Annotated in this window: 7 protein-coding genes; 4 read left to right on the plus strand and 3 right to left on the minus strand. The window is 70.7% G+C overall.

Annotated features, from left to right (window positions below; all coding sequences use genetic code 11):
• Positions 1-92: 92 nt before the first annotated feature.
• A complete protein-coding gene (locus WME85_RS32040; RefSeq protein ID WP_437826850.1) occupies positions 93-2,369 on the minus strand; it encodes a TIGR04551 family protein in 2,277 nt (758 codons plus the stop codon).
• A gap of 462 nt (positions 2,370-2,831) precedes the next feature.
• Here WME85_RS32040 and WME85_RS32045 point away from each other — a divergent pair, with 462 nt between their 5' ends.
• The 3 genes from WME85_RS32045 (at position 2,832) to WME85_RS32055 (ending at position 7,591) form a co-directional block, all read left to right on the plus strand.
• Positions 2,832-5,024, plus strand: a complete 2,193-nt coding sequence (locus tag WME85_RS32045; RefSeq protein WP_437826852.1) for an OmpA family protein — start codon at positions 2,832-2,834, stop codon at positions 5,022-5,024.
• 140 nt (positions 5,025-5,164) lie between these two features.
• Positions 5,165-5,956: an OmpA family protein gene (locus WME85_RS32050; protein ID WP_437826854.1), complete on the plus strand. Its 792-nt coding sequence runs from the start codon at positions 5,165-5,167 to the stop codon at positions 5,954-5,956.
• Positions 5,957-6,040: 84 nt separating this feature from the next.
• Positions 6,041-7,591, plus strand: a complete 1,551-nt coding sequence (locus tag WME85_RS32055; protein ID WP_437826855.1) for an ATP-binding protein — start codon at positions 6,041-6,043, stop codon at positions 7,589-7,591.
• A 33-nt stretch (positions 7,592-7,624) separates the two neighbouring features.
• Here WME85_RS32055 and WME85_RS32060 read toward each other — a convergent pair whose 3' ends face one another.
• Both WME85_RS32060 and WME85_RS32065 read right to left on the minus strand, forming a co-directional pair.
• Positions 7,625-10,738 carry a PAS domain S-box protein gene (locus WME85_RS32060; protein WP_437826857.1) on the minus strand — a complete coding sequence of 1,038 codons (3,114 nt, stop codon included), beginning with the start codon at positions 10,736-10,738 and terminating at the stop codon, positions 7,625-7,627.
• A gap of 268 nt (positions 10,739-11,006) precedes the next feature.
• Positions 11,007-12,542 (minus strand): hypothetical protein, encoded by a 1,536-nt coding sequence (locus WME85_RS32065; protein WP_437826859.1) that lies wholly within the window; start codon positions 12,540-12,542, stop codon positions 11,007-11,009.
• A gap of 136 nt (positions 12,543-12,678) precedes the next feature.
• On the opposite strand from WME85_RS32065, the gene WME85_RS32070 reads away from it, so the two are divergent.
• The gene (locus WME85_RS32070; RefSeq protein WP_437826861.1) at positions 12,679-14,373 is read left to right on the plus strand and encodes a recombinase family protein; all 1,695 of its coding nucleotides are present in this window, start codon (positions 12,679-12,681) and stop codon (positions 14,371-14,373) included.
• Positions 14,374-14,428 lie beyond the last annotated feature (55 nt).

The following is a 14,428-nucleotide window of genomic DNA, read 5'->3' on the forward strand; positions in this document are numbered from 1 at the left end:
TGTCGCCTTCCAGCGCCGCGCGACCACTTTGCCGCCCGGAGCGCTTATTTCCAGACACACTGCTACGGTTGAGTCCGGGTCGGCGCGTCAGCTCAGAAGAGAATACCGAGATACCAGCGCACCGTCTGGGCTGTCTCCAGGTCGATCTCCTGGATTGCCTGTTCTCCCTGGAGCTGGCCGAGCCCGCCGAGCGGAAACAGCACGCCGTACTGCACCGCCGTGTAGAAGCCGCCCATCTTGTCCGGATCGTCGTTGAGCGTCCCGTCCTTCGACTGGAAGTACAGCTGAGCGTTCAGCTCGATGCCGAGATCCCGGGCGTTTCCGGGCGCCTGAACGAACTCCGAGGCGCGGCTCCAGATGGCCGCGGCGCCGAGTCCGGCCCGCTGACCGTTCTTGTCACGAGCGAAGTCCCAGTCCACGCCAGGACGGAAGTAATAGGCACCCTGGACCCGAGACAGGATGTTCCTGAAGAGGATCTGGTCGACGCGGTAGTCGGGGTGGAAGCGGAAGGTCGAGTAGGTGCGATCGGTCGAGTTCTGGGGATCCATGGCCCCGATCCCGCTGCCCCGGGGCTCCAGGGAGGGCACGTCGTCGTCGCCGGTCGCGTAGCCGAAGCCGAAGTGGACGCGCAGCCGGCCCTCCATCTCGATGAGCTCGGCCTGCGTCGCGAGCCCGAACTGCCGGATGCCCCAGCCGTTGTCGTCCGGCGAGAGGACGTTCGCGTAATCGCTCTCGTCCTGCCCGCGCAAATCGAGGGACCCGTAGATCATCGCCGCCTCCAGCTCGAAGCGGAACTTCTTGTAGAGGAGCTGGAACCACAGGTCGGGGATGACCATCTCGGCGCCCCGGTGCACGTACCCCTGCGCGACGTTGTCGGCCGTCTGACCGAGGGGGGCGCCCGGGGGGCTGGCGGCGGTGCTGTCGTTCGCCAGCGTCTGCTGCCGGTAAGCGAAGTAGACACCGCCGTTCACGACCATGTTGCCGCGGGCGAGCTCGAGCTTCTGGAGCTCCGGGTTCTTGCGGCGGACGGCGACGAACACGTACTGATTGACGTCGTCGTACTGGGCGAGGTCGTAGGGCTGGCCCTCGAGATCCTGGAAGGAGGCGCTCGTCGCGCCCTCGTTGGTCCAGTCCCACGCGCCGGCGAAGTAGATGTCGTACTTCTTGATGCCGGTGACGAACATCAGCCGGTCGACGGTCGACTGGTAGTCGGAGTCGTACCCATCGCCGCTGTTCGCCACCATGCCGAGGCCCCAGTGGTTCGGCATGCGGCCGAAGCGCAGGAGGCCGATCGGGGTCATGTACTCACCCCAGATCCGCTTGACGGCGATCGAGTCCTTCGTCGAGTTGACGCCGGCGCTCGGCGCCCACTGGGTGCTTGAGAAGGCCCCGAGCGGCGAGTAGCCGCCCCGGCTGGCGACACGGTAGCCGTCCGCGCCCGGCTGGTTGACGTAGCCGTCCGGCGTCGAGCCGAGCACCACGTTGTCGAGGAGATCGACCTGCGAGAGGATGCGCAGGTTGTCGCTGATGTGCAGCTCGGGGTTGAGCCGGAACCGCATGTTCGCGCCAGCCTGGGTGTCGTTCTTGCACCACTCGAACGAGCGCGTGCCGCCGGTGCTGCTCTCGCTCGGGTTGCAGAGGTTGACCGCGTGGGTCTGGTCGTAGGAGTTGTCGGCCGGCTGCGGCCAGAGCGCCTCATCGCGCGCGTCGACGCGCCCGAGGGCGAAGCTGTTGAAGAGCTCCCACCGGAGCCGGTAGTAGCCGTGGAACTCGAACGTCGGCCGCGCGTGAGACCACCAGTCCTCGGCGTAGACCTCGCTGGGCCGGGCGCCGACCTCCCCCTGGGTCGCCTTCCGCTCCGGCTGCTCGGCCGGCGCGGCGGCCGCGGGCCCCTCCGAGGCCGCCGGCCTGGCCGGCTGCGGCGCGGAGGGAGCGGCGGTGCCGGCGGGCGGCATCAGCGGCTCGGGTGACGCGGCCGGGGGCTCGAGGGCCTCCACGTCGTCGCCGCCGGCCGGCGCCGCGCCGGGCTGCGCGGGGACGGGCTGCGCCGCGCCAGGCTGGGCCGGGGCGGGCTGCGCGGCGCCGGGCTGCGCCGCGCCGGGCTGCGCTGCACCGGGCTGCGCTGCGGTGCGAGGAGCGGCGCCGGGCTGCGCCGGCGCGGCGCCGGGCTGGGCGGCGCCGGGCTGAGCGCCCGCCTGTCCGGCAGGCGGCTGCGCCGGGGCCGCCGGCGGCTGGGCCGGCCGGCGCGCCGGCTGGGCGGACGCGGAGGACGCGCCCAGCACGAGCGCGAGCGCGAGGCCCGACCGGAGGCGACGGCGAGGGGTGCCAGGGCTGCACGACGTTCCCGGAGACCGCGACGAGATGGGCATCTGCTTGGTTCGTTCGCGCGTTTTCTGCCCCGCGCGCAGGAAGAGGTTGAGGTTCCGAGCTCTCGGTGGCCCGGAGCCGGGGGCCGATGTCTCATGCCCGGCCGGTGTGGTCAAGGCGCCGCTCGGCCCCGACCCCTGGAACCCGGCCCCGGGAGCGCACCGGGGTCGTCCAGGCAGCACCCGAGCCGCCGTCCTGGTGCGCGCGAGCTGGTGGGCGCGAGCGCGCGGCGGCGTCGCCGCTCGCGCGAGGCCGCGGCGGGGGCCGCGCGCGATTTGAGCCCCCTTGGAAATCTGCGCGCGATCCGGGAAGATTCGCTCACGTTGCGGTGGATGCCGCCGCGCGCCTCGGCTGCTGTACTCGCCTCACCGTCCGCGCGGAGCGCCTCTGTCCCAGCGCACGTACGCCCTGCACCGCGCTGTGCGCTGCAGGGCGCTCACGGGAAGATGGCTGAAAGGGGATAGATGAGAACGCTGCGAGCGCTGTGTCTGCTGTCGATCGTATGCGCCGGGGTGGGGCTCGTCTCGAACGTGGCGCGCGCGCAGGAGGCGGTCCTCGAGGGGGAGTTCTCGGCGCAGCGGTTCGAGCCGGCGCCGGGGTCGAGGAACTACCTGAGCGTCGAGGGCGCCCGGATGGAAGCGTCGCTCGGGGTCACGGCGGGCCTCCTGTTCGACTACGCCCGGGAGCCGTTCGTCGTCGATCGCTGCGTCTCCGCGACCGACTGCTCCGCCCCCGGCGCGACCGGGAAGCAGGAGGTGCCGGTCATCTCGGACATGCTCACCTGGAACCTGCTCGCGTCGATCACGCCCACGCCGTGGCTCCAGGCCGGCCTGCGCTTCCCCGTCGCGTACGTGAGCGGCCAGGGCATCGACGCCGCGACAGGCGCGCCGGCCGCTGAAGGGCTGAAGGCGTTCGGCGCGGGCGACCCGACCCTCGAGGCGAAGGTGCGGTTCCTCGGCGGGCCGCGCGATCCGCTGGTGCTCGGCGCCGCCGCCGACGTCAGCTTCCCGCTCGGGCACGCGACCAGCGAGGGGAGCTACCTGGGCAGCTCGTCGCCGGTGACCGCGGGGCTGCGGCTCATCCTGGACGGCAGCGCGGGGCCGCTGTCGTTCGGGCTCAACCTGCGCGGCAAGCTCCTGCCGGAGGCGGCGCGGATCGCGGCGACGGAGGTCGGCCCGGTCGAGCTCCGCTACGGCGGGGGGCTCGGCTACCAGATCACGCCGGCGCTCCGCGCGATCGCCGAGGGGTACGGCGCGACCGAGTTCAGCGCGCAGGGCGGGACGAACTCGCTCGAGGTCGACGGCGCGCTCCAGATCGCGCCGCGCGACCTCGGCCTCGTGTTCACCGTCGGCGGGGGCGCGGGCGTCGTCCAGGGCATCGGGGTGCCCGCCGCGCGCGCCATCGCGGGGATCCTCTTCGTGCACGAGCCCGGGGACGAGGACGCCGACGGCGTCGCCGACGGGGCGGACCGGTGCCCGGCGCAGCCCGAGGACAGGGACGGGATCGCCGACGAGGACGGCTGCCCCGAGGACGACGGGGACTCGGACGGCGTGCCCGACGAGAGCGACCGCTGCCCGGTCAAGGCGGAGGTCATCAACGGCCTCGACGACAAGGACGGCTGCCCCGACGAGATGGCCGACCGCGACAAGGATCGCGTCGCCGACGCGCAGGACAAGTGCCCGGATCAGCCGGGGCGCGTGCTCACGCCGGAGTACTACGGCTGCCCCGACAAGGACGAGGACGGCGTGGCGGATCCGGCCGACAAGTGCCCCGACGCGGCCGAGGACACCGACGGGTTCGAGGACGAGGACGGCTGCACCGACCCGGACAACGACCGCGACGGCATCCTCGACAATCAGGACGAGTGCGTCGACCAGCCCGAGGTGAAGAACGGCTTCAAGGACGAGGACGGCTGCCCCGACGAGCTGCCCGACACCGACGCGGACGGCATCCCGGACGACAGGGACAAGTGCCCGAAGCAGCCCGAGAACCTGAACGGCGTCGAGGACCTGGACGGCTGCCCGGACCGCGGGGCGAGCCTCGTGCAGGTCGGCGAGGAGAGCATCAAGATCCTCCAGCGCGTCGAGTTCGCGATCAACAGCGACAAGATCCAGGGCGCGCAGAGCTTCGCGGTGCTCGACGCCGTGGTCTCCGCGCTGAAGCTGCACCCGGAGATCTTCAAGGTGGAGGTCGCGGGCCACACGGACAACGCCGGGCCGGCGGACATGAACCGCGCGCTGTCGCAGAAGCGCGCCGAGGCCGTGGTCGCGTACCTGACGAGCAAGGGCATCGACGCGAAGCAGCTCGTGGCGAAGGGCTACGGCCCGGACAGGCCGATCGAGGACAACAAGAGCGCCCTCGGGCGCCAGAAGAACCGGCGCGTCGAGTTCGTCATCCTGCACTCGGTGAAGAAGCCGCAGGCGGCGGGCGGCCTGGAGCCGCCGGCGACGACCGCGCCCGCGGCGGCGCCTCCGTCGGCCGCCGCGCCGGCGACGCCTGCGCCGGCCGCGGCGACGCCTGCGCCCGCAGCTCCGCCTGCGCCGGCTGCGGCGACGCCTGCGCCCGCAGCTCCGCCTGCGGCCCCCGCGGCGGCCCCGCGTCGGCCGGCGCCGCGAGCGGCGCCGCTGGACCTGATGCCTCCTCCGCCGAAGCCCTGATCTTCACCTGTCCCGCCGGCATCCGGCCGCCCGGACGGCCGGACCTCGCCGTCCTCCCCTCTGGATCTCTCGCCCGAGCTGAGCGAGGCTCCTGGCCGCAGCATCCCGCTCCGCCTGACGGAGCCATGGAGAAAGCGCTCATGAACCGGACACTCATCGCACTACCGCTCGTGCTGTCGTCGTTGCTGGCTGCGGGCTGCGGCCACTCCGAGCAGGAGTGGAAGGCGCAGCTCGACAAGTACAACTCGCTCCAGAACCGGAGCCAGAAGAGGGAGGCGGACCTCGAGAAGGAGCTCGCCGATGCGAAGCAGCGCGTCGAGGAGCTCGAGAAGAAGCTCGCGGACCAGGGCGCCGACATCTCGAAGATGAGCTCGACGCTGGAGGACCGCGAGAAGGCGCTGGCGGAGTACAAGGCGCGCGCCAAGCAGCTCGAGGCGATCCAGGCGCGGTTCGACCTGCTCCGGAAGAAGCTCGAGGAGCTGACCAAGCTCGGCCTGGAGGTCCAGGTCCGCAGGAACCGGATGGTCATCTCGCTGCCCGGCGACGTCCTCTTCGACTCGGGCAAGGACACCCTGAGCAAGGACGGCCAGGCGATCCTGAAGAAGATCGCGGACGTCATCCGGGGCGACAAGTCGCTGGTGGATCGCGACTACCAGGTCGCCGGGCACACGGACAGCCAGCCCTACAAGAACGGTCCGTACTACGACAACTGGGGGCTGTCGCTGATGCGCGCGCGGGCCGTGCTGCTGTTCCTGATCGGCAAGGAAGGCCAGCTGCCGACGCGCCACTGGAGCGCGGCCGGGTTCGGGGACACCGACCCCATCGCGAACAACGCCACGCCGGCCGGCAAGCAGAAGAACCGCCGGTGCGACCTCATCGTGATGCCGGACGTGGACGAGATGCTGGACCTCACGAAGCTCGCCACGAAGTGACGGCGGGCCGGACGTAAGTCGAGCGAGCCCCGCCGCCAGCGCGCGCTGGCTACGCCGCGCTCGGGTCCCTAGACTCGCGGTGCGATGCGACGCTGGTTCAACACGGCAGGCCCCTGCAATCCGGCCGATCACTACATGCTCCCCCCGGAAGAGCGCCTGCCCGGGGTACGCGACCTCATCGACCGCAAATCCTACTTCGTCCTGCACGCGCCGCGGCAGATCGGAAAGACGACCTCGCTGCTGACGCTCGCCGAGGCGCTCACGCGCGAAGGGCGTTACCTGGCGATCCTCGTCTCGATGGAGGTCGGTGCTCCGTTCCCGGACGACCCCGGAGCGGCGGAGCTCGCCGTGCTCGCGGAGTGGCGCCGCACCGCCACGTGGCAGCTACCGGCCGAGCTCGGGCCGCCGCCGTTCCCGGATGCGCCGCCCGGGCAGCGCATCGGGGCCGCGCTCGGCGCCTGGGCCCAGGCTGCGTCGCGGCCGCTCGTCGTGTTCATCGATGAGATCGACGCCCTGCGAGACACGACGCTGGTGTCGGTGCTTCGTCAGCTCCGGAGCGGGTACCCGGGTCGCCCGCGCGGCTTCCCGCATGCGCTCGCGCTGATCGGGCTGCGCGACGTGCGCGATTACAAGGTCGCGTCCGGCGGCGGCGACCGGCTCGGCACGTCGAGCCCCTTCAACATCAAGGTCGAGTCGCTCACGCTGCGCAACTTCACCCGCGACGAGGTCGCCGCGCTCTACGCCCAGCACACCTCGGACACAGGCCAGGTGTTTCAGCCAGATGCGGTCGATCGCGCTGTCGGGCTCACCCGGGGCCAGCCGTGGCTCGTCAACGCGCTCGCCCGCCAGCTCGTCGATGTCCTGGTCAAGGATCGCGCGCAGGCCATCACGATCGCGGACGTCGATCGCGCCAAGGAGATCCTCATCGAGCGGCAGGACACCCACCTCGACAGCCTCGTGGAGCGCCTGCGCGAGCCGCGCATCCGCGCCGTGATCGAGCCCATGCTCGCCGGCTCCACGCTGCCCGATGTGCCTCCTGACGACCTTCGTTTCGCCGTCGATCTAGGTCTCGTGCGCATGACCTCGCAAGGCGGTCTCGACATCGCCAATCCCATCTACCGCGAGATCATCGTCCGCGAGCTCGCATTTCCGATCCGCGCATCGCTGCCCCAGATCAAAGCCACCTGGCTCACCGAGGACGGCCGCCTCGACGCCGATCGTCTCCTCGACGCCTTTCTGTCCTTCTGGCGCCAGCACGGCGAGACGCTCCTCGGCGTGGCGCCCTACCACGAGATCGCGCCGCACCTCGTCCTCATGGCCTTCCTCCACCGCGTCGTGAACGGCGGCGGCACGGTCGACCGCGAGTACGCCATCGGCCGGGGCAGGATGGACCTCTGCGTTCGCTACGCCGGCGCGACGCTCGCGATCGAGCTCAAGGTCTGGCGCGACGGTCGCCCCGATCCGCTGGCCGAGGGGCTCGCCCAGCTGGACGAGTACCTCGCCGGGCTGGGGCTCCAGCGCGGCTGGCTCATCCTCTTCGACCAGCGCTCGGGGCAGCCTCCCATCGCCGAGCGCACCCGCCGCGAATCCGCTTTGACCCCCGCCGGCCGCGAGGTCGCCGTGATCCGCGCCTGATCGCGCCAAGGTCCAGGAACGCCGCCGGCCGCCTCACGCCGGGATCGGCAGCGAGGCCAGGAGCTCCTGCAGAGAGCGCGGATCCAGCGGCTTGATGACGTGCACGTCGAAGCCGGCTTCCAGCACACGACGCCGATCCTCCTCCTGGCCATAGCCGGTCAGCGCGATCATCAGCCAGGGCGAGGTGCCCGTGCTCCCTTCACCCGCGCTCCCCTCCCCCGCGCTCCCTCTCAGGGCCCGCGCCACACCATATCCATCCATGCCGCCGGGGAGACCGATGTCACACAGGATGACCTCCGGCCGGAACGAGCGGGCCGCTTCCACGCCGGCATGACCGGAAAGGGCCACCTCGACCCGATGGCCATCCATGATGAGGAGCGCCTGCAGGGTCTCGGCGGCGTCCTGGTTGTCCTCGATGATCAGGATGCGCAGCGATCTCGAGTCGACACATGACGACGGCGCCGCGCGCTCCGGGGACGACTCGGGCCCCCGCGAGAGCGGCAGATGGAGGGCGATCTCGGTCCCATGACCGATGCCCGCGCTCTCGGCCGACACCGTGCCGCCGTGGAGCTCGACCACGCCCTTCACGAGCGACAGCCCCAGGCCGAGCCCGCCCCGGCTGCGATCCAGGCTCCGATCGGCCTGGCTGAACGGCTCGAACATGCGCCCCAGGATCGCCGGATCCATCCCGATGCCCGTGTCGCGGACGAGGATGGTCGCGGAGCTCTCCGAGGTCGCTGACAGCATGAACGTCACCCGGCCCCCGGCGTCGGTGAACTTGTTGGCGTTGTGCAGCACGTTGCTGACCGCCTGCGACAGCCGCGTGGGATCGCCAGAGACCCAGACCGGCTCGGCCGGCAGCTCCAGCGCGAGCGACAGGCCGCTCGCCTCCAGCGTGCTGCGGTAGTCCTCGACGGTCTGCCGGAGCAGCCTGGCCAGGTCGCAGCGCTCCTTCCGGAGCTGGATCCTCCCGCGCGCCACGCGCGAGACGTCGAGCAGGTCGTCCACCAGCCGGGCCATGTGCGACACCTGCCGATCGATCACGCCGCACGCCCGCGCGAGCGACCGCTGCTCCCCCGCGACGCGCCGCAGGATCTCGACCGCGTTGCGGATGGGCCCGAGCGGATTGCGCAGCTCGTGCGCCAGCATCGCCAGGAACTCGTCCTTGCGCTGATCCGCCTCCTTCAGCCTCGCCTCCGCACATTTCTGGTCGTGGATGTCTGTGCAGGTGCCATACCACCGCACGATGTCGCCGTCCGGCCCGCGGACAGGCACGCCGCGGCCCAGATACCAGCGGTGCTCGCGGCCGGCGGCACCCCCGAGGCGGTATTCGATCTCATAGGGTTCGCCGGTCACGACCGCTCGGTGCCACAAGGCCAGGCACCTCTCGCGATCGTCCTGGTGCAAGGCGGAGACCCAGCCCTCACCGAGCGCCTGGGCCTCCGTCGTGCCGGTGCGCTCGTGCCACTGGCGATTGAAGTAATCGACATGGCCGTCGGGGCCCGCCGTCCAGACGATCTGCGGCATCGCGTCGGCCAGCTCCCGGAACCGCGCCTCGGTCTCGCGGAGCGCGTCGGCGATCCGCTTCCGCTCGGTGATATCGTGGGCAGCGCTGATGACGAGGCGCCTCCCCGCCGCGTCCTTCCCGAGCGGCGCGCCGCTGAACGCCCACGTGCGCCGGGCGCCGCTCGCCGTGGTGATGGTGAACTCGTTCTCGATCGGCTTGCCCTCCAGGCCATAGATGACCTCGATCGCGGCGCGGACGGCGCCCTTCCGCGGGCCGTAGGCCCTCTCGGTCCACGCTTCGACGGTGGGGAGCTGCTCGCGGGTGTACCCGCTGAGGTCCAGCCACGCGCGGTTCATGTTGATGATCTGCCCGTCCTCGGCGTGAATCATCATGGGAAACGGGGCCGCCATCACCGCGCGGCGGAGCCGGTCCTCGCTCTCCTGCAGCAGGAGCTCCGCGTTCTTGCGCTCGGTGATGTCGATGATCGAGCCGATGTAGCCGAGGTACTCGCCGCGCGGGCCGAGCCGCGGCGACGCCGAGTCGAGGCACCAGCGGTACACGCCGTCGCTGCGGCGCACGCGGAAATCCGTCCTGTAGGCCTCGCCCCGCCCGCTGGCCCGCAGGAACGCCTCCGCTGCCGCCGGCCGATCCTCGGGGTGGACCGCCTCGAGCCAGCCGAGGCCGAGGACGGCCGACTCGGTCTGCCCCGTGAAGTCCAGCCAGCTCCGGTTGGCGTACGAGCAGGACCCGTCGGGGCCCGTGACCCAGATCATGACGGGCGCGTGATCCGCCATGTTCCGGAAGCGCGCCTCGCTCTCGCGCAGGGCCAGCTCGGCGAGCTTCCGGGCGGTGATGTCGCCGAGCACGCCCGTCATCCGGAGCGGCCGCCCCTCGCGGTCCCGCTGCACCAGCCCGCGACTGTAGATCCAGCGCTCGCGACCGCTGGAGTCGATGATGCGGAACTCGCACGAGTACTCTGCCTCCCCGCGCAGCGCGCTCTCGACCTGCGCCCACACGGCGTCCCTGTCGTCGGGGTGCATCAGCCGGGTGAAGCCGTCCACGTGGCTGCCGAGCTGCGCATCGCTGACGCCCACGAGCTCGAACGCCTCGCGCGACCAGAAGACGTGTCCGCTCGGCACATCCCACTCCCAGATGCCGAGCTGGCCGCCCTCGAGGGCCAGCCGCAACCGCTCCTCGCTCTTGCGCAGGCCCTCCTCGGCGCGCCAGCGGACGGTGATGTCGCGCCCCGTCTCCAGGACCAGCCGCCGGCGCTCGTTCCCCTCGATCCGCTCGACGAGCCGCATCCGGCTCTCGAGCAGGAGCTGCCGCCCATCGCGGGTCGTGTGCTGGAGCTCGCCCGCCCAGCGGCCTTCGCGCTCGAGCACGCTCTCGATGTGCGAGAGCGGCACCGGGAACACGGTGGACAGGAGAGCGTGGCTCGACCGCCCGATGGCTTCACGCGCCGGGAAGCCGTAGAGTTGCTCGGCTCCAGGGCCAAAGTACACGATGCCGCGCGTGCCGCCGAGCTCCCAGGCGAAGGCCACCTCGCTGACCTGATCGAGGAGGGCCGCCTTCAGCTGCAGCTCATCCGCGACCTGCCCCCTCTTGCAGGGGTCGTGCGTCGGAAAGTTCCCGGACATGCCAGGGCTCGCCGCCCCCCGGTCCGGCCAGAGGCACGGACGATCCGGCGTAGCCTTCAGAACGTCTCTCCCTCGAGCCGGACAGCTCGACAGATGGGCGAAGGGTCGCCGATGAACATCGTGACCTTTTGTCTGCCGTCAGCGCATGCTGCAAGCGCCGCGGGGGTGATCCTCAGCAGGAGGTCTCGGAATCACAGGCAACTTGAGCGGCCTTGGCAAAAAGGAGCTCAGGCAGCCGGAGGCGGGCCGGCCAGCACGGCGGCTTCAGCTACCGGCCGAGCCACTGCCGCGCGAGGTCGAGCGTGCGGGCGTTCTCCGGGACGTCGCGCAGGAAGCGCCCGCGCCAGCCCGGGTCGCTGAGCTTGTCGGCGCGCGCGAGCAGCGCCGCCCTGGCGGACGCGATCGCGGCGGCGGCCTCGTCCTGCCTTCCACCCGCTGCGAGCGCCTCGACGAAGGCCAGCCGCACCAGCGACTCGCCCTCTTCGAGCGTGCCGAACGACTCCAGCAGGGAGCTCGCCTCGGCGGCCGTCGTGATGGCCTCCTCGGTGCGGCCGAGCCCCAGCAGCGCGCGAGCAAGGACCGCGGAGGCCTGCACGCCGAGCGTCGGGGCGCTCGGCGAGAGCGCAACCGCGGCGCGCGCTTCGCGCTCGGCGGCATCGAGATCGCCGAGGGCGACGCAAACCTTGGCGAGGTAGCAGCGAGCGAACAGCTCTGTGCGCACGATGCCCGCTTGCTGGCTCTCCGACGCAGCGGCCTCGGCAAGCGCCCGCGCCTCGACGAGCTGGCCGCGATAGGTGAGGACCTGCGCGAGGTTCGCTTTCGAGGCGAGCTTCAGGTCGTGCAAGTGCATCCGGTCGGCCTCCTCCAGGGCCGCGCGCAGCATCGTCTCGGCCCCCTTGAAGTCGCCGAGCTCCGCGTGAGCGCAGCCCAGACCGGCGCGTGCGCTGCAGGCATTCCGGTGATCACCGGCCTGCTCGAAGGCGCGGAGCGCGACGCCCATCCTCTCCATGCCGGCGACCAGATCGCCCGTGCAGATGGCGAGGCAAGAGCGCGCTTCGTGGAGCTGCGCGATTGCCCTCACGTCTCGTACGTTGATGTTCATGAAAGCGCGCTCGACGGTCTCGACGAGCGAGCGCCCCTCCGCGTAGCGACCGACAACGGTCAGTTGGGTCGCGCCGTTGGCGAGGCAGACGAGCTTGACGCTCTGCGCTTCGACCGTGGCGATTGTGCCTGCCGCCAGGGTCATCCAGCGCTCTATCTCATCGAGCCGGCCCAGCTTGGACAGCGCGATGACCGCCTGCGTGATGGCCGAGAACCATGCGGCCGAGCCGCGCTCGATCCGCTCGACCGCCTCCGCGCCTCGCTCCACGGCCAGGGAGAGATCGCCGCGCCACACATGGGCCTCCGCCTGGACCCGGCGGAGCCTGCCTGCCGTGTCTCCGGCGGCACCGCCGCGGAGACCGCGGTCAGCCCGCTCGACCGCCGCGCCGAGATCGCCGCCCCGGAGCGCCTCCTCGGCCGCGCGCAAGTAGGCGTCCGCCGCCCGCGCCGGCGCGCCGCCGATCTCGAAATGCTCGGCCAGCGCCATGGCGTCAGCGCCGCCAGCCCGGTCCAACCACTCGCCCGCGAGCGCGTGCCCGACGCGGCGGTCGCGCTCGGTGAGCATGCCGTAGGCGGCTTCCCGCACCAGCGCGTGGCGGAACTGGTATTCGACCTCGCCGGCGATGCGCACCTCGTGCCGCCGCAGGACGAGCTCCCGCCGGGCGAGCTCGCCGAGCTGCCGCGCCACCGGCGCGCCACCCACGAGGGCCGCGACCCCTCCTTCCCAGAGCCGCGGAGCTTTTAGTAGACGCAGGAGAGGCGGAAAATCCGGCTGAAACCGGCGATTTGCTCAGCTTGGTCGGCCAGAGTAGGATCAACCTTTCGGACAGGTGAAACAAATGCGAGACGCAACCCCCAACACCGCGATCCGGCGGACGCTCGGCTACCCGCGCGTCTCGACGAGGGAGCAGGAGATCGCCGGCGTCTCCCTGGAAGCCCAGGCCGAGAAGATCGGCAACTACTGCCGGCTCCACGCGCTCCCGGAGCCGATCTTGTTTCCGGAAGTCGAGAGCGGCGGCGAGGAGAACGAAGCGAACAGGAAGAAGGTCGCCGCTCTCCTGGCCGACGTCCGCCGCGGCGACATGGTGATCGTGACGGACATCGACCGCTTCGGCCGCGACGTGGTCTTCATCGTGAAGAACGTCCGGCAGATCATGCGCAAGGGCGCCGTGTTCGTCGCCATTGACAAGGGCTTCGATTCGCGCTCGCCGATGGCAGAGGACACGCTGGCCAACTGGGCGGTCGGCGCGGAACAGGAGCGGCGTCGGATCAAGGAGCGGACCGAGGGCGGGCGCAAGCACCTGCGCGTCCAGGGGTACTTCGTCGAGGGGCAGCCGCCGTTCGGCTACGAACGCCAGCCGAAGCCCAAAGGAACGAAGACGCCGCTGCCGCTCCGCGTGGTTCCGGAGCACGCCGCGGTGGTGCGCCGCATGTTTGCGCTCTCGCTCGAAGGCTGCAGCGTGCTCGAGATCGCGAAGCGGCTTCGCCAGGAGTACGGCAACGTCAAAGCGTTCGGACGCGCCTGGGTGCTCATCGCGCTGCGTAACCGCGTCTATACGGGCCGCATTGCAAAAACCGCCGTGCGGCCGAAGGCGACACGCGGCGCCGTGCAACTTCCGGCTGAATGGATCCCCGCGCATGAGGCGATCATCGACGACGAGACCTTCAACAACGTCCAGCTTGCACTGAGAGACCGGCGCCGCGGGAGAAAGCCACAAGCCGAGTCTGCGACCGCCAACCACTTGCTGCGAGGCATCTGCCGTTGCGCAGAATGCGGCGGCAGCGTTGCCGCGATTCCGGTACCCCGCAGCAGCCGACACAAAGTCGGCTACTACGTCTGCCGCGGCCATGTTGAGCAGAAAGAGAAGGGCGTGCGGTGCAAGTCCTCCGCATGGCTCCGTCAGCCGGAAGCGGACGCCGCTGTGGGAGCGCAGTTCCTGGCGTTTGCTCGCTCGCTACTCACCTCGCTCACCAGGCCGCCGCGCCAGATCGAAAAGCCGGATTTTGCCGCCCAGCGGCGGGAGATCAAGATCTCGCGACAGCGCGTCGTGGAGTTTGTCGCGAAGGGGCTCTTCACGGTCGAGGACGTGAAGGTAGAACTGAATCGCCTCGATGACGCGCTCGCAGCAATCGAAGCAAAGGAAACCGAGTTCAAAGACATGGTGGGCAACGACACCATCGAGACCCGGAAGCACGCGCATGCGTATGTCCAGCAGATAGTCGACGAGTGGAGCATCTTGCATGTAGACATCCAGCGAACGCTAATCCGCGCGTTCTCCTCGAAAGTCGAGGCGACGAAGGACAAGCAGATCAGGATCACATGGCGCGATCCATCGCAGATATCAGCGGCGCATGGTGCGCAGGAGCTGCCAGCGCTCCGCCCTGTGCCGATCGTCGCTGCGCTCCCCGCACCATCGCCCGTCGCCTCGCTGTCCCCGGTCGTCGCTGCGCTTCCCGCGCCGTCGATGTCGGCGCGTGACTACCTCGGCTCGCCGGAACGTGCCCCCGCCCCGGTCGAACGTTCGCGGGGCTGACCGCTCCGCGTCCACCCCCTGGAGGGGGCGCGTTAGCATGGACGCGGTGCGCCCC

The sequence above is a fragment of the Sorangium sp. So ce1153 genome (assembly GCF_051521595.1).
Lineage (GTDB): Bacteria > Myxococcota_A > Polyangia > Polyangiales > Polyangiaceae > Sorangium.